Origin of the sequence: Alkalimonas mucilaginosa (assembly GCF_036327005.1) — a bacterium.
Lineage (GTDB): Bacteria > Pseudomonadota > Gammaproteobacteria > Enterobacterales > Alteromonadaceae > Alkalimonas > Alkalimonas mucilaginosa.
On record NZ_JAUGZK010000001.1, the window covers coordinates 102997 to 122459 of the forward strand.

General features: G+C 54.0%; 15 protein-coding genes. 11 read left to right on the plus strand and 4 right to left on the minus strand.

Translation table 11 applies throughout. From position 1 onward, the window contains the following. Positions 1 to 51: 51 nt before the first annotated feature. Positions 52 to 933, minus strand: coding sequence for an NAD(+) kinase (gene nadK, locus QWF21_RS00470; RefSeq protein WP_330086068.1), 882 nt, complete (start codon positions 931 to 933; stop codon positions 52 to 54). Positions 934 to 1073: 140 nt separating this feature from the next. On the opposite strand from nadK, the gene hrcA reads away from it, so the two are divergent. Together hrcA and grpE are read left to right on the plus strand one after the other, a co-directional pair. Further along, the gene (gene hrcA / locus QWF21_RS00475) at positions 1074 to 2087 is read left to right on the plus strand and encodes a heat-inducible transcriptional repressor HrcA (RefSeq protein WP_330086069.1); all 1014 of its coding nucleotides are present in this window, start codon (positions 1074 to 1076) and stop codon (positions 2085 to 2087) included. A 69-nt stretch (positions 2088 to 2156) separates the two neighbouring features. Beyond that, on the plus strand, positions 2157 to 2753 hold the full coding sequence (grpE, locus tag QWF21_RS00480; protein WP_330086070.1) for a nucleotide exchange factor GrpE: 597 nt from the start codon (positions 2157 to 2159) through the stop codon (positions 2751 to 2753). Positions 2754 to 2857: 104 nt separating this feature from the next. Here grpE and QWF21_RS00485 read toward each other — a convergent pair whose 3' ends face one another. The 3 genes from QWF21_RS00485 to QWF21_RS00495 are packed head-to-tail and all read right to left on the minus strand — an operon-like array spanning position 2858 to position 9253. Further along, the gene (locus QWF21_RS00485; protein WP_330086071.1) at positions 2858 to 3868 is read right to left on the minus strand and encodes a pectinesterase family protein; all 1011 of its coding nucleotides are present in this window, start codon (positions 3866 to 3868) and stop codon (positions 2858 to 2860) included. A gap of 51 nt (positions 3869 to 3919) precedes the next feature. Continuing rightward, positions 3920 to 6463, minus strand: coding sequence for a glycoside hydrolase family 88 protein (locus QWF21_RS00490; RefSeq protein WP_330086072.1), 2544 nt, complete (start codon positions 6461 to 6463; stop codon positions 3920 to 3922). Positions 6464 to 6490: 27 nt separating this feature from the next. Continuing rightward, a complete protein-coding gene (locus QWF21_RS00495) occupies positions 6491 to 9253 on the minus strand; it encodes a TonB-dependent receptor (protein WP_330086073.1) in 2763 nt (920 codons plus the stop codon). A gap of 411 nt (positions 9254 to 9664) precedes the next feature. Between QWF21_RS00495 and kduD the strand changes: the two genes are divergently transcribed. From kduD to QWF21_RS00540, 9 genes are all read left to right on the plus strand, one after another. After that, a complete protein-coding gene (kduD, locus tag QWF21_RS00500; RefSeq protein ID WP_330086074.1) occupies positions 9665 to 10423 on the plus strand; it encodes a 2-dehydro-3-deoxy-D-gluconate 5-dehydrogenase KduD in 759 nt (252 codons plus the stop codon). Between the two features lie 34 nt (positions 10424 to 10457). Beyond that, positions 10458 to 11300, plus strand: a complete 843-nt coding sequence (kduI, locus tag QWF21_RS00505; RefSeq protein WP_330086075.1) for a 5-dehydro-4-deoxy-D-glucuronate isomerase — start codon at positions 10458 to 10460, stop codon at positions 11298 to 11300. Positions 11301 to 11409: 109 nt separating this feature from the next. Beyond that, positions 11410 to 12402, plus strand: a complete 993-nt coding sequence (locus QWF21_RS00510; protein ID WP_330086396.1) for a TRAP transporter substrate-binding protein — start codon at positions 11410 to 11412, stop codon at positions 12400 to 12402. After that, the gene (locus QWF21_RS00515; RefSeq protein WP_330086076.1) at positions 12395 to 12895 is read left to right on the plus strand and encodes a TRAP transporter small permease; all 501 of its coding nucleotides are present in this window, start codon (positions 12395 to 12397) and stop codon (positions 12893 to 12895) included. Before QWF21_RS00510 ends, QWF21_RS00515 begins: the two co-directional genes overlap by 8 nt. Continuing rightward, positions 12895 to 14193 carry a TRAP transporter large permease gene (locus QWF21_RS00520; RefSeq protein WP_330086077.1) on the plus strand — a complete coding sequence of 433 codons (1299 nt, stop codon included), beginning with the start codon at positions 12895 to 12897 and terminating at the stop codon, positions 14191 to 14193. Before QWF21_RS00515 ends, QWF21_RS00520 begins: the two co-directional genes overlap by 1 nt. 25 nt (positions 14194 to 14218) lie before the next feature. After that, positions 14219 to 14998, plus strand: coding sequence for an IclR family transcriptional regulator (locus tag QWF21_RS00525; protein ID WP_330086078.1), 780 nt, complete (start codon positions 14219 to 14221; stop codon positions 14996 to 14998). A 31-nt stretch (positions 14999 to 15029) separates the two neighbouring features. Next, positions 15030 to 16064, plus strand: coding sequence for a LacI family DNA-binding transcriptional regulator (locus tag QWF21_RS00530; RefSeq protein ID WP_330086079.1), 1035 nt, complete (start codon positions 15030 to 15032; stop codon positions 16062 to 16064). 221 nt (positions 16065 to 16285) lie between these two features. Continuing rightward, positions 16286 to 17734 (plus strand): glycoside hydrolase family 28 protein, encoded by a 1449-nt coding sequence (locus QWF21_RS00535; RefSeq protein WP_330086080.1) that lies wholly within the window; start codon positions 16286 to 16288, stop codon positions 17732 to 17734. A gap of 65 nt (positions 17735 to 17799) precedes the next feature. Beyond that, on the plus strand, positions 17800 to 19383 hold the full coding sequence (locus QWF21_RS00540) for a UxaA family hydrolase (protein WP_330086081.1): 1584 nt from the start codon (positions 17800 to 17802) through the stop codon (positions 19381 to 19383). Positions 19384 to 19463: the final 80 nt, after the last annotated feature.

The window sequence follows — 19463 nt, forward strand, 5'->3', positions numbered from 1 at the left end:
ATTTTTTGCTTAGGTTGGTTTCGATTCTAGTGGCGGTACGCCAACAGCGTTTTAATACAGCCGGCTGCCCCAACCAAGCTTATTGCGCAGAACATGGTAGTAGCTGTAGCCTGGTGGGTGTATCAGCCGCAGTGGCCGCGGGTGTTTGCGGATAAAAATATCATCGCCCGGCATGACGGCCAGGATCACATGGCTGTCGCAGCTGATCTGTAGATGGGCATCGTTGCTGTCGGCTACTTTTAGCTGAATTTCACTGCTGCCTGCTACCACCAAAGGGCGGCTGCTTAGGGTGTGTGGGAACATTGGCACCAGTGTCATTGCATCCAGATCCGGTGTCAGGATCGGGCCTCCGCCGGATAAAGAGTAAGCGGTGGAGCCGGTCGGCGTGCTGATGATCAAGCCGTCTGAGCGCTGGCTAAACACGAACTCGTCGTTGATGTAGGCTTCGAACTCAATCATATGCGCCACTTTATCGGCGTGCAGTACGGCTTCGTTGACTGCGCTGTTGCTGCTTTTAATAGTGCCGTGACGGTGCACCGAAATTTCCAGTAAATTGCGTAGCTCGGTTTTGAAATTGCCGGCCAGCACTTCGCTTAGTGGCTGTTCGAAGCCCTCAGGCGACAGATCGGTTAAAAAGCCCAGGTTACCACGGTTAACACCAAGCACGGCGATATCGGAGCGGGCCAAGACCCGGGCAGCACCCAGCATATTGCCATCACCACCTACCACTATGGCCAGATCGCAGCGTTTGCCGATATCGACCAAGTCCAGCACCCTGGCTTCAGTCAGCTCCAGCGTGCGGGCTACTTTTTGTTCCAGATAGACTGTCAGGCCACGGGCTTCCAGAAAACGATGCAGGGCCACCAGGGTTTGGTTGGCGCCTTCGTGGTTTGGTTTGCCAATCAGGCCAATGGTTTGAAATGCGGAGGTCATGGCATTCTTTGTTGCTGCGGGTTCTTATGGTCAGTATACCCGGAAATAAAGCCGTCACAACTGTTGACTTGTTTTTAGCGCTGACTTGTTTTTGACACAAGTGCCCCCAGATTAAGCAGAACCAACCACAGGTAGTGATTATGAATGCCCGTCTTGCGCGCGCCGATGTAATTTTAAAAATGATCGTGGAGCAGTACCTGGCCGATGGCCAGCCGGTATCCTCGAAGTTTATTGCCGCTCAGGAAGGACTGGACGTCAGCCCCGCCACGGTACGCAATACCATGGTGCAGCTGGAGCAATCCGGCCTGATCCGCTCCCCTCATACCTCGGCCGGCCGCATTCCCACCACCCAGGGCATTCGTGAGTTTTTCAATCGTATGCTGCAACTGCAACCACTGCCTATGCGCTGGCTGCAGCAGGTGCAAAAGCAGTTACCGCTGGAGCTGCCGGTGTCTTTACTGTGCCAGCGCGCCGGCCAGTTGCTGACCAACTTAACCGGTTGCGTCGCCATTATCAGCCCACCCAAGGCCGGTGAGCGGATTATCCGCCAGGTGGATTTGGTAAGGCTTGCCGCCGATAGCCTGCTGTTGGTGGTGATCGATGAAGATGGCGATATATTGCACCGGGTATTGCATCACAAAAGCCAGGTGGATAACGCCACCTTAAGCCAGGGCCTGTGCTTGCTGAATGCGGCTTTATCCGGCGTGCAGTGGCAAGAAGGCATGTCGCGGCTGGAAATTATGGCGCAGCGTGAGCAGGGGACCCTGCAGCAGCTGGTTAGCCGGGTGCTCGGCCAATTGGGGCTGGATGAAATGCAGCAGCATCAGCCGCTGATCTATGGCCAGCATCAACTGCTGCTCTCGCCGGAGTATCAGCGTAATCCGGCGCTGCAGCAGGTATTTTCCATGCTGGAAAACCCGGCTGGTCTGGTGCGTTTTCTGCAAACACTCAGCAGCGATGGCCATGTCAAGCTAGTGCTGGGCAAAGAAACTGGTTTTGCCGAGCTTTCCAGTGTCAGTCTTATCGTGCAGTGCTATCAGCAAAGCCCGCATCGTTTTATCGCGCTGCTGGGCCCGAGGCGCATGCCGTATGGCCAATTTGTGCCTCTCATTGAAGCTTGCAGCCGGCAGTTAAATTTAAACTTGAATCCGTAAAATCCATCCCCATATAGCAACCAGACCTTTGGCTAAGCCAAGAAGCAGGTATTTTTGGAGATTGAGTGAATGACTGAGCAACAAGCCCCCCAGACCCCGGAAGAGGAAGTGCAGGCCCAGAGCAACCCGGAGCAGGCAGAGCAAGATACGGCAGATACGGTCGAGGTATCCTCCGAGCAAAGCGTGATCGACAAACTGGAAGCAGAAATTGCCCAACTACGTAAGCAGGTCGCCGATCAGCAGGATGCAATGTTGCGGATTAAAGCCGATGCCGAAAATGCCCGTCGCCGCGCCAGTCAGGATGTGGAAAAAGCCCATAAGTTTGCATTGGAAAAATTTGCCAACGACTTGCTGCCAGTGGTTGATAACCTGGAGCGTGCACTCGGTTTTATCGACAAAGACAACGACACCATGAACTCCGTGGCCGAAGGGGTGGAACTAACGCTGAAAAGCTTCCTCGACACCGTGGAAAAATTCGGCGTGCAGCAACTGGATCCACAAGGCCAGCCGTTTAACCCGGAGCAGCACCAGGCGATGTCGATGATGGAAACCGCCGATGTGGCCCCCAACACCGTCACTTTTGTGATGCAAAAAGGCTATGAGCTAAACGGACGCTTATTGCGCCCGGCTATGGTGGGTGTGTCCAAGGCGCCGGCTGCTGAGTAATTTTGTTTTTTGTCTAAGAAGAACCGGCTTTTTTGGCCGGTTTTTTTATGGTGATAGCGCCAGTGCGAATGTTAGAGCGACTGCCATAAGGGCAGATGATAGGGTCATGGCTCGCTCTCCAACCAGTGCTGAATTTGGGCCAAATCAGCCTCGGGATCCCAGCGGCCTTCAAATGCCCAGCGGGGAGTGATGTCATCGGCGCTGAGCTGCTGCGGGTGGGTGGCTAAGTTATCTGTCAGCCATGGGTAGAGCGCAGTGCTCCCTTCGGCCTGACTGATGTAAATACGGTCTCCCCACTGATTGGCTTGGTCACGCCCTGGCTCATCCGGATAATTAACCCGGAAAATAGCCCGATCGGCCATGTTGTTGCTGTACTCATTGTGGATCAGATAAAACTGCGCATCGTAATGGCGACGACCCAGCAGGAAGCCATCGATCCCTTCAAATACCGAATCCCGTACCACCAGCTTTTGCTGGCTATCGAGCTCTCCATCGTGCCACAGAGTGGCAGAGCGGCGATGGTTGATAAAGTGGCTTTGACTGAAAAAGGCCCAGCCTCTGGGGCACACCATATCGGTGTGGCCCTCAAAACGGCATTGATGGTGGTAATACATGCCATCGGTTTTATTCCACAGACTTAGGGTATCAGCACCGTCGGCTAGCACGGCGCAGTCGGCTGTGATGATACGGCTGGCGCGCTCAAAACCCCGGATGGCAAACTGATGGCGGTGATCGCCGGTCAAAGCGCCATAGTGATTGCGTACCGTCAATTGGACCAAAGCAATGTCTGTGGCGTTGATATTGACCACCGCACTGCCCCAGTCCGTTGGATGCTGCGCCAGCCAGTTGGCCCGCAGCTCAGCGACCTGAATGATGGTCTGGTCTTTGCCCGCACCGGCCAGCACCACTCTGTCCCGTGTCAGGTAGATTTTTTCCGGGTAAACTCCGGGCCCAATCCGGATGATGCCCCATTGGTCATTGGCTGGTAGCTGATTAATGGCTTGTTGAATGCTGCGGTAATCGGCCGGCCCCAGTTGGGCCACCCGCAATTGAATCGGTTCGGCTGCTTGTGCCTGACCAAACCAAACAAGGATAAGAAAAAGCCATTTCTGCATGTGGTTACCAAAAAAAGAGCCAGCTTGCGCTGGCCCAACCCTTAGAAGAACTCAGTGGTCGATGCCAAGCAGCCTGGCAATTTGCACGCCGGCCATGATGAAAGGGCCATTGGCTTTGGCGTCATTACGAAAAACCGGTTCGCTCATGTAGTACTGGTAGCTGCCATCGCGGCCAAAGCCGAGACCGGCCACCTGTACGGTATTGACGAAACTGATGCTATCATCCGGATGCACCAGCACAAACTCCTGCAGCAAGCCCTGATAGGCTTTTAAGGCGGTATCCCGGTACTGCTGCGGCAGGTATCCCTGGTTCAGAGCTTTGGCATAAAAGTAGGTGAACATGGCGCTGGCAGAAGCTTCCAGATAGTTGCCGGTCGCTTCCGGTTGATCCAGGATCTGAAACCAGGTGCCGGACTCGCTGTCCTGATAGCGCGCCAAAGTCGCTGCCAAATCGCTGATCATATGCAGCAGTGGCTCACGCAGCTCGGTTTGCTCGGCAGGAATGTAGTCCAGCACATCGACCAGTGCCATGGTGAGCCAGCCCAGACCACGGCCCCAAAAATGCGGCGATAAACCGGTTTCTGGGTCGGCCCAGACTTGCTGACGGGCTTCATCCCAGGCGTGGTAATACAGGCCGGTGGCTGGATCGCGCAGCAGCTGATAAGCCAGTTCAAACTCTTTCACCACCTCTTTCAGTGCCTTGCCATCTTCAAACTCGCTGCTGTAATAGGCAAGGAAGGGCATGCCCATGTAGACGCCATCCAGCCATAGCTGATGAGGGTAGACTTGTTTATGCCAGAAAGCACCATCGGCAGTACGCGGGTGCTCGGCCAGTTGCCGGCGCAGCAAATCCAGTGCCTGACGGTGATGAGGTTTGGCATCACGCAGGTAATGACGCAACAGAATCAAACCGGTATTGATGCTGTCGATGTTGTATTTTTTGATGTCGTAGGTGTGGATATCGCCTTGCTCGGTGATAAAGGAGTCGACCACATCGACAATCACTTGCTGCCACTCAGCATTTGGACGCAATTCGAATAAATCATCGTAGGCTTGCAACAACAGGCCGGTGGTGTATTCCCAGGTAGCGGGCCTACGGCGCTCAAAATCCCAGCCGCCGTAGCGGTAATAAGGGGTTTGGCGGATCATTTCACTGGCAGCCAGTCGCTCAGACCAATCCAGTGCCCGCTCCGCCGTCAGAGGTTGCTGCACCAGCGCATCGGTCAGGGCTGTATTCAGTCGTACCCTGGGGGTAAGTGTCAGTGCTTCAATCTGCTGGTCCAGATAGGCTACGAATTCGTCTTTGCTTTGAATGCCGCCCGGCTCGCCTTGCCAGGCGGCCAGAAAGTAATACTCCATCCGCTGGTCGGGAACCCGGATCAACGACACCAGATTGTGTTCATCTTCGGTTTGCTGTAGCCGGGTACTGCGCTTAAACAGCAGTGCCATGCCCAGTTGATCGCCAGCCAGGCTTTGGTCGCCCCAGGTAGCGACATAGGTCCAGGCGTGACCGGTTATCTCGTGCGGGCCATGGATTACTTCGGTTCCCGGGTGCTTCACCAAGCCAATCGCCATATGCGGCAAGCTCTCGGACAGTTCCAGCCGGGTATGCACCAGGCGACTGCCCGGCGTCATGGAAAAATTGGCCGTTAAATCCAGGGTTTTGCCGGCAATTTTCCAGTCCTGATAATGGATCTGCATGCCGGAATAGAGGGGGCCACTTTCGTGAATGCGGGCGCTGTGCTGGCCTACCTCCGATACCAGTTGCACCTGCTCACCATCCCAGAAACCATAGCCGCCAGCGCCTAAAGTCAGGCCTACTTTCAGAATATCCATGCCCCAGTCGGCCATCGCATGGTAGGACTGATAGCCATCCTGGCCAACATCCTGCAGTACCAGCTGTGGTGTTTTTTTGCCGAAAATATCAAAGCCATTGCGCCAGTCCAGATAAATCCGGTAGCCGACCCGATCCGATTCGATACCAGGGCCTTCATAGCGGATCCATTCGGAGTGATCGGTGTATTGCTCCGGAGCTGTGAGTTCAGTCACATTGACAAAATCACCGCCATGGTACTTGGCACCCTGCCATTCACCGCCGACTTTATGGGATATTTCCGCCTGAGTACGGGCAGGCCAGGCTTGTTGCCTGAAGCGGTTGGGATCCTGCAGTACCTGCAATTGCTGGCGCTCAGCAGCGGCCATCGAAAGATGCAGATACAAGGTGTCTTTTTCGCCATCACCACTGTGATCGATCAACTGGCTTGGGATCAGATGATCTTGTTGCATCACCACCAGAGCAGTTGCTTCAGCAGCGGTTATTCCCAAATCGGTAAAAGGCAATAGCAGCGGTTGATCTGGCCGGGCAAAGTCGGATGGGTTTTGCACCTCCAGGCTGGCAATCTGCTGCACTGCGGTGCTGTTGGTCGATTCGGCAACCGTACTGGTTTGAGGTTGTTTACTATCGCAGCCGCTAAGGACTGCCAGCGCGAATAAAGACACTGTCAGTGAAAGAAAAGGGGATCTTGCTTGCATGTGTATTTTCACGATCTCTACCTGTGCTTGCATCAGTAAGGTGGATAAAAAGGAGCCATCCATGGCTCAACGGGATCCTTAGGGCAACGTTTAGAACTTGTACTGGGCGCCCAGATAATACTGCCGGCCTGTGGCGTGGTAGTAGGTTAAGCGATTACCACTCGAATCCACCCACTGATCATCGACTTCATTGGTCAGGTTCAACGCTTCGAAGGTAAGTTTCCAGTTATCAGTTAATTGATACGACAGCGCTGCGTCGATATTACGGGTCGCATTGGTGCCTTCCATATCGTTGTTATCACGGCCAATGGCGTTGGTCAGATACTGCGAGCGGTACGCCATGGATACCCGGGCGGCGAATTTGTCATCTTCGTAATACAAGGTGGCACTGCGGGTATTTTCCGACAAGCCGTTCAGATCGCGGGTAGCCAGCACAACACCGGTGTTGTTGACATAGTTCATCTGAGCTTTCACGTAAGTGTAGTTACCAATAAAGCCAAAGCGATCCCAGAATTCTGGCAGGAAGCTAAATGGCATCTGGTACTGGACTTCGTAGCCATACAGGTTACCACCAGGGCCGTTCAGTGGCGTAGTGGTTTGCCACTCGACATTTTCGTTACAGCCAGAAGCTTCACCATAACCAGGCCCGGCATTACAGGCATCAATCGCTGCTTGCACCGGCAGGCCGGTTTCAGTGAATGGCTTGGTTTCGCGCAGGTTTTGAATGTAGCTTTCAATATCCTTACGGAATAAAGCAACGCCTAGCAAAGACTCGTTATCGAAGTAGAGCTCTAAGCCCAAATCATAGGTTTTGGCCCGGGTTGGCTCCAGTGTTGGGTTACCGCCACTGATGGTACGGGCACCGCCGGAGACTGACACCGACACATTAGGGCGAATGCCGGATAAGCCAGGCCGTGACATCACCTCCGCATAACCAAAACGGATAATGACATCATCCATTGGTTCGAATACCAGGTTTAGTGAGGGTAAAAACTCATTGTAACTGTGTTTGGCGGTAATTAGCTCCTGCGTACCACCGATAGTGGCCCAGGCAGTAGAGCTTTGATCGGTGCTAACGTAGCGGCCACCAAAATCACCGCGGATCACGGTGTCGCCGACTTCAGTTTCAAACGCCAGTTGCAGGTATGCCCCTAAGGTTTGTTCTTCGGCAGAAAAGTTATCAACCCGGCGGAAGTCAGAGCTCACCACAAAATCACCGGTATTGCTGTAAATGTTGTAGCGGGCATTAATAGCATCCAGGTTAGGGACTAACCAGGTTGAAGCTCCTACGCCAGCGCTGTAGTTCATAATCAGGTCTGGTGTCATTTCCACGCCAGCGGCGTTTTCGGACTGACGACGCGCTTCAAAGGTCTCAAACTCAAAATTTTTGTAATGCAAGCCACCACGCAGGGTGAGGTAGTCATTCAGCATGTATTCCAGGTTGATGGCCGCACTATCAAAGGTGTTTTCTGCCCCCAGTGGACGCAGACGCACACTGTTGGTCACCCAACCCGCTGCATCATAAGCGCCGGCACCAAAAATCAGCTCAGGGTTTTCGCGTCTATTGCCGCGATAGTCGTAGCTAAAGTCCAATCCGGCTTTTTCCATTACCACTGTGGTTTGGATCGGGTTATCGAACTTGGAGGTAGCACGGCCAATCATGCCATCAATTCTGAGGTTATCCGTCAGCTGATGCTGCGCACTTAAGGTAAACTGCAAGAATTCGGTAGAAAGTTCATCGTAACGCAGCTCATTGCGAACCAGGGCATTTTCAAAAGAGGCATAGGTCACGGTATTGGTGTTATCAATTTCATAATCCAGCACATTCATCGCACCGGTCAGGCTGCTGTTGTTCAGGATGCCTTGCATAAAAGCCTCCTGCCGGGTGGAGTCATCTTTAGAGTACAGCACATCCAGATTAAAGCGGGTTTCCAGAGTTGGCCGGTACTCCAGCGCCGATGCCAGACCAATACGTTTTACATTATGGACATAGGAGTCGTAGCGCGGTAGCCGAGGGCGGAAAGCACCGTTAATCTCTTCCAGCTCCGAGGCTTCGGCATCGCCACGGTAGCTGCCAAAGTTGTTCACATTGTTCCAGCGCACGGTACTGGCGCCTTCATCCACAATATTACGCTCGGAAAAAGCAGCGGAAATCAGATAACCGAAGGTACGATCCTCATTGATGTTGCTGAATAAAAAAGAACCTTTGGGATCGATTTTTTCCGATTGATCGTTGTAGCCAGCCTGCACATTGGCTGCAAACGTCAGGCCATCGTAATCAAAAGGGCGGGCGGTTCGTAAGTCGACGGTTGCACCTAAGGAGCCTTCCTCAACATTGGCAGAAGCGGTTTTACGCACCGTCAATTCACTGAACAGATCCGATGAGAAAGTATTGAAATCAAAGCCACGGCCGCGGTTGGCCCCGCCAATGGCATCGGTACCCCCACTGGTGGATTGTGCTTCCATGCCATTGATCCGCACCCGGGTAAAATCCGGCCCCAGACCGCGGACAGAAATTTGCCGGCCTTCACCAGCCACCCGACTAATGGCGACACCAGGAATCCGTTGCAGTGACTCGGCCAGGTTGAGATCCGGAAAGTCGGCAATATCTTCTGCTTTGATGGTGTCGGTGGCACCGGTTTCAAAGCGTTTCTGGTTGAGTGCACTGGCCAGGCTACCGCGGAAGCTGCCGATCACAGAGATCACTTCAATCTGCTCTTCCGGTTCTGCTTGCTGGTCGCTGTTGGCTTCATCCGCCAGCAGTGGTGTGGCGCCAAATAAAGTCACCAGGCCGGCTAAGGTTAAAGCCCGGCTGAGCTTGTGTGGTCGAAATAAATTCTGTGGGGTAGCCATGTTGTTCACCTCTTCCTAGATCTTGTCGTTTTGCCGCTTGGCGGCTTTTTTATATGGGAACAGCCTGGCTGCCCCTGTTGATTTTGTTTGTCTTCGTCGCTTTGCTTGCAAACTGCTGTATCGAATACTAGGCTGATTATGCAGCATTGTCTACCGGTGGCAAAAAAAGCTTGCAATTTTGTGCCACCGATGGCAAAAAGCTAGCACCAACGGATAATTGCTGTCAATTCAACCAATCGATAAATTCAGCCGCTTGGGGATAGAAAATCGGTTATTTCATTTTAAGTGTTTGATTTATTTAATTTATATTGGTTGGTTGAATAGTGCAACTGTTCCATATTTGAACGATTTACCAAAAGCCATGGTGCGGGCAAGCGTTGTGGTAACGGTTAAAAGCTGAAGGAGTGTGGCATGAGCGCATTATTTTCACTGCAGGGCAAAACCGCCTTGGTCACGGGCGCCAGCCGAGGTTTGGGGCAGGCCATCGCGTTAGCACTGGCAGCAGCGGGAGCACGGGTGTTGTGCGCCAGTTCATCAGCAACTGGCAGCTATGAAACGGTGGCTGCGATTCAGCAGCAAGGTGGCGAAGGCTTGGCTTTGGCGGCCGATTTATCGGATGAAGCTGCAGTGCGTGCCTTAGCTGCCGCCGCGACAGAACAGGGCGCAGTGGATATTCTGGTTAATTGTGGTGGCACGATTTTCCGGGCGCCGGCCGATGAGTTCCCGATGGATGCCTGGCGCAAGGTGATGGCAGTAAATCTTGACGCCGCTTTTTTACTTAGCCAGTTGCTGGGCCGTGACATGATTGCCCGCAAGCAGGGAAAAATCATCAACATTGCTTCGATGCTGTCCTACAGTGGTGGCATCACGGTACCCGCTTACACAGCCAGTAAGCATGCCATTGCCGGTGTCACCAAGGCCCTGGCCAATGAGTGGGCCAAACACAACATTCAGGTCAATGCGATAGCGCCAGGCTACTTTCGCACGGACAATACTGCGGCTTTGCAGGCGGATGAAGCACGCAATGCTGCTATTTTGGATCGGATCCCGGCTGGTCAATGGGGCGAGCCAGCCGATTTGGCAGGTGCAGCTGTCTTTCTGGCTTCGGCAGCTAGTCAGTATGTGAATGGCCATGTTCTGGCTGTTGATGGTGGCTGGCTGGCCCGCTAACCATCGGCCACCTATTTATTTTGTGAGGAAAGTTATGACTGTTGAATTTGAAAGTCGTTACCCAACCCATCCGGATGACGTGAAAAAGTACGATACCGAACAACTGCGCCAGCACTTTCTGGTAGATAACCTGATGCAGGCCGACAAACTGGTGCTGTGTTACACCCACTACGAGCGGGTTCTGGTCGGTAGTGCCGTGCCGGTAAAGGCCGGCATCGTACTGGAAGCGGTAGATGCGCTCAAAGCCGATTACTTTTTAGAGCGCCGCGAGCTTGGGGTTATCAATGTGGGGGGTGCTGGCAAAGTGGTGGTGGATGGCACCGAGTACCCACTGCAAACCAAAGAAGGGCTCTATGTCGGTATGGGTGCTAAGGATGTCAGCTTTTACAGCGACGATGCCAGCACACCGGCCAAGTTTTATCTGAACTCAGCGCCGGCGCACTGCAGTTACCCCACCAAACATCTAACGATGGACAATTGCACCGTGCTGCAAATGGGATCGCAGCAAACTTCGAATGAGCGCGCCATTCACCAATTGATGATCCGGGATGTGGTGCAAACCTGCCAGCTGCAAATGGGCCTGACCGTGCTTAAGCCGGGCAGTGTCTGGAATACCATGCCGGCGCATCAGCATGATCGGCGGATGGAGGCCTATTTTTACTTTGATTTGGCAGACGATCAGCGGGTTTGTCACTTTATGGGGCAACCGCAACAAACGCGCCATATCTGGGTGGCCAGCGAACAAGCCGTAGTATCACCGGCCTGGTCCATTCACAGTGGCTGTGGCACCAGCAATTACGCCTTTATCTGGGGCATGGCAGGTGAAAACCTGGATTACCACGATATGGATAAATTTCCGGCCAGTGCCATGCGTTAAACATCCAGAAGGAAAGTCCCATAAATCAGGCGCACAGCAGATGCGCCATAACTGCAACAGGGTTGGACTGACTATGAAGAATGACGTTGTCTCAGGCTGGCGACACCGGATGGCCGCAGCGGTTTTGCTGCTGGGGCTGCTGGGGTGTCAGCCGGATACTGAACACACTACCTTACGCCTGGCTCACACCTTGGATCAGGAGCATGTAGTGCACAAAGCCATGGCGCTGATGGCGGAGCGACTGGCGGAGTACTCCGATGGCAGCATGAGCATCGAAATCTACAGCGGCGGTCAACTGGGCAGCGAGCGCGAGCTGGTTGAACTGCTGCAAATTGGCAGCCTGGCCATGACCAAAGTTTCGGCCAGTCCGCTGGAAGGCTTTGTGCCGGCGATGCGGGTGTTCAGTGTGCCCTATATTTTCAGCGATAACGATCACTATTGGCGGGTGCTGGAAAGCGACTTGGGCCAGCAGTTGTTGCAGGAAATCGAACAAGCCCGCTTGCATGGTTTGGGCTACTACGATGCCGGTAGCCGCAGCTTTTACTCCACCCATACCCGCATCGATAGCCCGGCCGATTTGCGTGGCAAAAAATTCCGCGTGCTCAATAGCCAGACCGCAGTGCGGATGGTGGAAGCTTTAGGCGGCGCAGCCACGCCCATTGACTGGGGGGAGCTTTACACCGCCTTGCAACAAGGAGTGGTCGATGGGGCCGAGAACAACCCGCCCAGTTTTTACTTGTCCCGCCACTATGAAATCAGCCGTTACTACAGCCTGGATGAACACACTGCGGTCCCGGATGTGTTGATCATGAGTTTGCATGTCTGGCAAAACCTGAGTCCACAGCAACAAGCCTGGGTGACCCGGGCGGCACAGGACTCCATTGTGTACCAGCGCGAGGCCTGGCAGCAGGCCTCGGATGAAGCACTGGCTGCGGTGAAAGCGGCGGGAGTTACGGTAATTTACCCGGATAAAGAACCCTTTCGTCAGGCGGTGCAGCCTTTTCATCAAAGCCTGATGCAGACCGATATTGGTCCTTTACTGCAGCGCATTGCAGAGCTGGATACACCGCAGTCGAGCCCCAAGGAGAGCGAGCATGACTAAATTGGTGCATTGGGTCGATACCCTGTTGAAGTGGTTTCTGGCCAGTTTGATGGCTGGTATTGTAGTGGTGGTGTGCTGGCAGGTGGTGTCCCGCTATGTGTTAGGAGCACCCAGCTCCATCACTGAGGAGCTATCACGCTGTTTGCTGATTTGGATTGGCATGATAGGTGCGGCCTTTGCCTATCGAACCGGCGTGCATCTGGGGCTGGATATTGTGACCCGGCGCTTAAAAGTAGAGCGTCAGCGGCATGTTCAGTTGGTTTTAACGGCGGCTGTGGTGCTGTTTGCCTTCAATGTGATGGTGATTGGTGGTGGCAACCTGGTGTGGTTGACCTATGAACTGAATCAGATGTCGGCAGCCTTGGGCATTCGTATGGCGTACATCTACATCGCCATTCCATTATCCGGCATGTTGATTGTGTTTTATGGTCTGAGCCAGTTGTACTTTGGTATTCGGCAGCAGCCGATGCAGCCGGTAGAGGGGATGCATTGATGGAATTGGCAATTATAGTCTTACTGGTGGTGTTTTTTGGCCTGTTGCTGCTGAATGTGCCGATTTCGTTTTGCATTGGTTTGGCTACTCTAGCCACCATGCTGCTCAGCATCGATTTTATGCCGGCTGTTACCACCATGGCACAGCGTATGGCCGGTGGCATCAACAGCTTTGCGCTGTTGGCCATTCCTTTTTTTATACTGTCTGGCTTGATTATGGGGCGGGGCGGCATCGCCCGTCGGCTGATTGAATGTGCCATGGCCTTGATTGGCATGTTGCCGGGTGGCCTGGCACTGGTGAATGTGGTGTCTTGCATGTTTTTTGGCGCCATTTCCGGCTCGGCGGTGGCGGCGACTTCGGCCATCGGGAGCTTTATGCTGCCCGAAATGAAAAAGCAGGGTTATGATGTCAATTACAGCGCGGCGGTCACCGCCTCGGCTGCCACCACCGGGATGCTGATCCCACCGAGCAACATTCTGATTGTTTACGCCATCGCCAGTGGCGGCGTTTCCATTGCGGCCTTGTTTGTCGCTGGCTACCTGCCGGGTATTTTATTAGGTATGGCACTGATGCTGGTTTGTGCCGGTTACGCCAAACTAAAAGGGTATCCGGTTGGCGCCCGGCTGCCGCTCAAACTGGTGGTGTCAAAAGTAGCGGCAGCGCTGCCCAGCTTGTTTATGATATTTCTGGTGATTGGCGGCATTATCAGCGGTGTTTTTACCGCCACTGAAGCAGGCGCCATCGCTGTGGTGTATTCGCTGATTCTGGCTGTGGGCATTTACCGGGAAGTCAAACCAAATGAACTGCCGGCGGTGCTGATGAAAGCGGCGGAGACCACGGCCATCGTGATGGCGCTGATCGCCACCTCTTCAGCGATGTCCTGGATCTTGTCCTACGAGCAAATCCCGCAGGTGATCAGTGCTGCCATGCTGACCTTAAGCGAGAATCCACTGCTTATCTTGCTGATGATCAACCTGATCCTGCTGTTGGTGGGCGCCTTTATGGACATGACTCCAGCGGTGTTGATTTTCACGCCGATTTTCCTGCCGGTGGCGGTGGAGCTGGGCATGAGTCCATTGCATTTTGGCATCATGATGGTGCTTAATTTGTCGATTGGCCTGGTGTCCCCGCCGGTTGGCAGCGTGCTTTTTGTGAGTTGTGCCATTGCCAAAACGCGGATTGAAGCCATTATACGGCCCTTGTTACCGCTCTATCTGGCGATGTTTGCGGTGCTGATGCTGGTGACTTATGTACCGGCGATCAGTGAGTTTCTGCCGAAACTCTTTGGCTTGTACTAAGCAGCAACTGCTGCTTTAGGAGGCAATGATGGTAAGTTACGTGATCCCGAATCTGGCCAATGCCTGCCGGATGATTGATGAAATCAGCCGTGCCGAGCAGGGACTCAGTTTGTCCGAGCTGGAGCAGCAACTGGCGGTGCCACGCACCACCGCCTTTCGTATTTTGCAAACGCTTTGCCAACAGCAGCTGATTGAAAAGCATGGTAAAAAATACCTGGCTGGTAGTCAGTTGCTGCGTCTTGGCTTAAGTTTACTCAGCTCAATGCCGGTAAAACAAAAGGCCTTGCCGATGTTGCAGCAATTGTCACTGAGTACCGGTTTTAGTTGTCATCTGGCTTTGCCCCATGCCGATGGCTCCCTGCTGGTTGAAGTCTGTGATAGCCCGAATCCACTGCGGCTGGCTGCCAGACCCGGCACCGTAGTGCCGCTGAACTGCTCGGCATCCGGTAAAGTGTTTCTGGCGTTTCGCTGCTTCGACCGTTTGCACGATCCAGCGCTGCAAGCCAGCTTTGCCAGACGCACCGAACACAGCTTACTGGCGGGTGAAGCGTTAAAATCGGAGTTGCAGCGGGTGTTGGCTCGGGGGTATGCTACCGATGAGCAGGAGTATCACCCGGATGTGCGTTGCCTGGCGGCACCGGTTCGCGATGAGCTGGGACAAGTCGCTGCTGCCGTCGGGGTCAGTGCGCCTGCGATACTGTTTAAAAAACAACAAATCCAACAGATTGCTGCACAAGTCAAACAAGCTGCCATCGAGATCTCCCTGGCAACCTATCGTCCACAACTGATGGCCATGGGGAAGTAGTGTTGGCTCAATTGCACAGGTGCAGATAAAGATGATCAAAATGAAGCAAGCCACCATCAACGACGTTGCCCGCATAGCCGGCGTGTCAAAACGAACTGTTTCCAGGGTAATCAATGGCTCTCTCAGCGTTGGAGAGCATACCCGTACCAAGGTCCAGAACGTGATCAACGAGCTGAAGTACTCGCCCAATACCCAGGCCCGAGGACTGGCATCCAGCCGCTCTTATCTGCTGGGGCTGATTTACGACAACCCGGATGCGCTTTACCTCGACTCGGTGCAGCGTGGTGTGCTGGAGGTGTGCTCCAACCTGGGCTATGAACTGGTGGTGCATCCGTGCCGCTACCAAAGCCCGACCCTGGTGCAGGACTGCCTGCGCTTTATCAGTCGTTCCAAGTTGGATGGCATCATTGTATTACCGCCGGTATCGGAACTCGAAGAGCTGGCTCAGGCACTGAAAGACTCCGGCCGGGCCTATGTTCGGCTCAGCTCGGTGGCACTGGATGAACCCTGTCACATCGTGGTATCGGACGACCGCGCGGCCTCGGCTGAAATGGCGCGCTATTTTGCCCAACTGGGCCATGAAAAGATTGCTTTTATTACGGGCCCTCAGGCCTATAAGTCGACCATCGAGCGGATGGAAGGTTTTCAGCTGGGGTTATCAGCCTATGGCATTCAGCTGCGTGCGGATTGGATTGTCGAAGGCGATAACAGCTACGAAAAAGGCATTGAGTGTGCCCGGCAACTCTTGCTTGCCAGTGAACGCCCCACAGCGATTTATGCCAACAATGATCAGATGGCCGCAGGGGTACTGAAAGTAGCACACGAACTTGGCATTGCAGTGCCGGCACAATTATCGGTGGCTGGTTTCGACGACAACATGCTGGCCTCCCGGGTGATTCCTTCCTTAACCACCATTCGCCGGCCGGTTCGACAGATGGCATTGCTGGCAGCGACCAAAATGATTATGTCGATTGAAAACAACGATAAAGGCGCTGAGCAGGTGGCGGCTAAGGTAGCACCGACTCTGGTGGTACGGGAGTCTACAGCCAAAGTCCGGCAATCCTGAACCCTCTGCGCTTGAAAAAATCAGTACTTTAAACATACTGCTGCTCTGCTTTTGTTTGGTGCAGAGCAGTAGACTGCCACCGATAGACATTTTTTTTGATTTTTACTTGCCACCGGTGGCAAATTGATTATGATAGAAGCATACGAGGTGTCCGTTTTGGTTGCATCCAGTGCATTGCAGCGGCCACTACCACAACACAGCTAACAGGATAGGACAGTACCATGACCGATTTGATGAAACGCCAAAGCCTGAAAACTCTGGGAGCATTGACCGGCGGCCTGAGCCTGATGTCTCTGACTGGTTGCAACCCAGCCCCGACCGTGATGCAGGATGCCAGCGATGCCGCTGATGAAGCTTTGTGGCAGCAAGCCGATGCCATCATCGCCAGCATCGCCCCGACTTCGTTCCCGGCGCAGGACTTTCCGATCACGGACTTTGGTGCTGTTGGCGATGGCCACACCGATAATACCCAGGCCATTGCTGCTGCCATCGCTGCCTGTGCCACCGCTGGTGGTGGCCGGGTACTGGTACCGGCCGGCCGCTTTATGACCGGGGCCATTCATCTGAAATCCAATGTCAACCTGCATCTGCAAACCGATGCCGTGCTGTCGTTTTATACCGATGCCGCGCACTATTTACCGAAAGTATTTACCCGTTGGGAAGGCGTTGAGCTGATTGGCTATTCGCCGCTGATCTATGCCTTTGAGCAGGAAAACATTGCTGTAACCGGTGACGGCATATTAGAAGGCAATGGCAGTGCGACCAACTGGTGGCCGTGGAAAGGGGTCTGGGAGCGGCGCAATTGGGACTACGATGCTTCGGTCGATCAGGTGCAGACCCGTACCCCTATTTTCCAGATGGCAGAGCAGGGGGTTCCTGTTGCCGAGCGGCAGATGGACAACGACTTTTTACGGCCGCCTTTTATTCAGCCTTATCGTTGCAAGCGGGTGCTGATTGAAGGTATCACCATTCGTAACTCACCCTTCTGGCTGATTAATCCGGTGCTGTCACAAGATGTGGTGGTGCGCTCGGTCAATTGCGTCAGCCATGGGCCGAACTCCGATGGTTGCAACCCGGAATCCTGCAACCGGGTGCTGATTGAAGATTGCTTGTTTGATACCGGCGATGATTGCATTGCGCTGAAATCAGGCCGCAACAATGACGGGCGCCGACTGGCCACCCCGATACAGAATGTCGTGATCCAGGACTGCGTCATGCGCTCTGGTCATGGTGGCGTAGTGATGGGCAGCGAGATCTCCGGTGGGGCCCGCAATATTTTTGCCCGTCGTTGCCGTATGAGCAGCCCGGATTTAAAGCGCGGTATCCGTATTAAAACCAACTCGGTACGCGGTGGCCTGATAGAAAACATCTACATCCGCGATATTGATATTGGCGAAGTGCAGGATGCCATCGTGATCAACTTCTTCTACGAAGAGGGCGATGCCGGTGACTTTATGCCTGAAGTACGCAACCTGCATATCAGCAATTTACAGGTCGCAAAAGCCCAGCGAGCTTTTGAACTGCGTGGCTTTGAGCGAGCGCCTATCAGTGGCGTCACCTTGAACCATGTCCACTTTAAGCAGGTGGAATCGCTGGGGCTGCTGGATAATGTCGCCGGCATTGCGCATTACGACGTCACGGTGAATGGAGCGCCATTTGCTCTGCCCTGAGCTTTGGCGGCAAAAATGCCACCGCTGGCAAATAACTTTGTTTGGATAACGCAACAGGTAACATCATGAGTACAGAGCAAAAAGCAGGCTGCAGCATTCGTCTGACGACAACGCCCGGCAGCGCCGGTGGGCTGGAAGCACAGTTGCAGGTGCTGCAGGTGCATCCACGCGACAATGTGCTGGTGGCCTTGCAGCCATTGCCAGCAGGTGCTGCCTTGCCGGAACCTTTTGCTCATCTGACAGCAAAGCAAGCCATTCCAGCCGGCCACAAAGTGGCTTTAAGCGCCATTGCCAAGGGCCAGCCTGTGGTTAAGTACGGTTTTGCCATCGGTGCAGCCAGCAGCGGTATCCAGGCCGGTGAGCAGGTGCATTCGCATAATTTAGCCACACTGCTAAGTGGCCAGCAGCAGTACCGCTACCAGGGCTGTGAAGCCCTGCAGCCGCAGTATCCGGCCGCGTTGCCAACTGAATTTCAAGGCTACCGCCGTGCCAATGGCAAGGTGGGTACCCGCAATGAGCTGTGGATCATCAACACCGTCGGTTGCGTCAATCGCGCCGCCAGCCGCATTGCGGAGCTGGCCCGTAACGAGTTTGCCGATTTACTGGTGCAATCGTCCATCGATGGCATTCATGCTTTCACCCATCCCTTTGGTTGTTCGCAGCTGGGCGATGATCTAAGCAATACCCGCGAACTTTTGGCCGGCCTTATTCAGCATCCCAATGCCGGTGGTGTGCTGGTATTGGGGCTGGGCTGTGAAAACAACCAACTGGCCAATTTGCTGAAGTCGAGCCCGGACATCGATGCCAGCCGCATTCGTGCTTTTAATGCCCAGCAAGTGGAAGACGAAATTGAACAGGGCCTGGCTGCTGTCGGTGAATTGCTGCAGCAAATGAGCCAGGATCAGCGTAGTTCCTGCCCGGTCTCCGAACTGGTGATGGGCATGAAATGCGGTGGTTCCGACGGCTTAAGTGGCCTGACTGCCAATGCATTGGTGGGTCGCATTGCCGACTTGCTGGCAGCTGCCGATGGCAAGGTGGTTTTGACCGAAACGCCGGAAATGTTTGGCGCCGAGCAGGTGTTTATGGCCAGAGCCAGCAATCAGCAGGTGTTCGATGATCTGGTGCAGTTGGTCAACGACTTTAAGCAGTACTTTATCGATAACAAACAACCTGTGTACGAAAACCCAAGTCCTGGCAACAAAGAAGGCGGTTTGACCACGTTGGAAGAAAAATCACTGGGAGCCATTCAAAAAGGCGGCAGTGCGGCGGTGCAACAAGTGATCCGTTACGGTAAGCGTGTCAGCAAAGCCGGCCTTACCCTATTGGAAGGTCCGGGCAATGATGCGGTGTCTTCAACGGCATTAACGGCGGCCGGGGCTACCTTGCTGCTTTTTACCACCGGACGGGGTACGCCGCTTGGCTTTCCAGCACCCACGGTGAAGATTTCATCCAATTCATCATTGGCGGCCCGTAAACCGCAATGGATTGATTTTGACGCCGGTGGCCTGCTGCAACAAGGGCAGGATGCCACCGAGTTCAGCCACGCTTTTTTCCGCTATTTGCTGGAGGTCGCTTCTGGTCGACGAACCCGCAATGAAGAATCGGACAACCGTGAAATTGCGATCTGGAAAAATGGCGTCACCCTGTGATGATCAGGCTGGTGATGGTCAGACAAAAACCGAATACCCTGTCAGGCGTTGTGCCGGACAGAATGAATAATCTGGTGAGC

Bases quoted from the DNA above. Each gene is read 5' to 3' on its own strand.
- QWF21_RS00510 (WP_330086396.1), top strand. From the start codon at position 11,410: ATGGCCGCAGCGGTTTTGCTGCTGGGGCTGCTGGGGTGTCAGCCGGAT.
- QWF21_RS00525 (WP_330086078.1), top strand. From the start codon at position 14,219: ATGATGGTAAGTTACGTGATCCCGAATCTGGCCAATGCCTGCCGGATG.
- nadK (WP_330086068.1), bottom strand. From the start codon at position 933: ATGACCTCCGCATTTCAAACCATTGGCCTGATTGGCAAACCAAACCAC.
- kduD (WP_330086074.1), top strand. From the start codon at position 9,665: ATGAGCGCATTATTTTCACTGCAGGGCAAAACCGCCTTGGTCACGGGC.
- QWF21_RS00530 (WP_330086079.1), top strand. From the start codon at position 15,030: ATGATCAAAATGAAGCAAGCCACCATCAACGACGTTGCCCGCATAGCC.
- hrcA (WP_330086069.1), top strand. From the start codon at position 1,074: ATGAATGCCCGTCTTGCGCGCGCCGATGTAATTTTAAAAATGATCGTG.
- QWF21_RS00490 (WP_330086072.1), bottom strand. From the start codon at position 6,463: ATGGATGGCTCCTTTTTATCCACCTTACTGATGCAAGCACAGGTAGAG.
- QWF21_RS00540 (WP_330086081.1), top strand. From the start codon at position 17,800: ATGAGTACAGAGCAAAAAGCAGGCTGCAGCATTCGTCTGACGACAACG.
- QWF21_RS00515 (WP_330086076.1), top strand. From the start codon at position 12,395: ATGACTAAATTGGTGCATTGGGTCGATACCCTGTTGAAGTGGTTTCTG.
- QWF21_RS00520 (WP_330086077.1), top strand. From the start codon at position 12,895: ATGGAATTGGCAATTATAGTCTTACTGGTGGTGTTTTTTGGCCTGTTG.
- QWF21_RS00495 (WP_330086073.1), bottom strand. From the start codon at position 9,253: ATGGCTACCCCACAGAATTTATTTCGACCACACAAGCTCAGCCGGGCT.
- QWF21_RS00535 (WP_330086080.1), top strand. From the start codon at position 16,286: ATGACCGATTTGATGAAACGCCAAAGCCTGAAAACTCTGGGAGCATTG.
- grpE (WP_330086070.1), top strand. From the start codon at position 2,157: ATGACTGAGCAACAAGCCCCCCAGACCCCGGAAGAGGAAGTGCAGGCC.
- kduI (WP_330086075.1), top strand. From the start codon at position 10,458: ATGACTGTTGAATTTGAAAGTCGTTACCCAACCCATCCGGATGACGTG.
- QWF21_RS00485 (WP_330086071.1), bottom strand. From the start codon at position 3,868: ATGCAGAAATGGCTTTTTCTTATCCTTGTTTGGTTTGGTCAGGCACAA.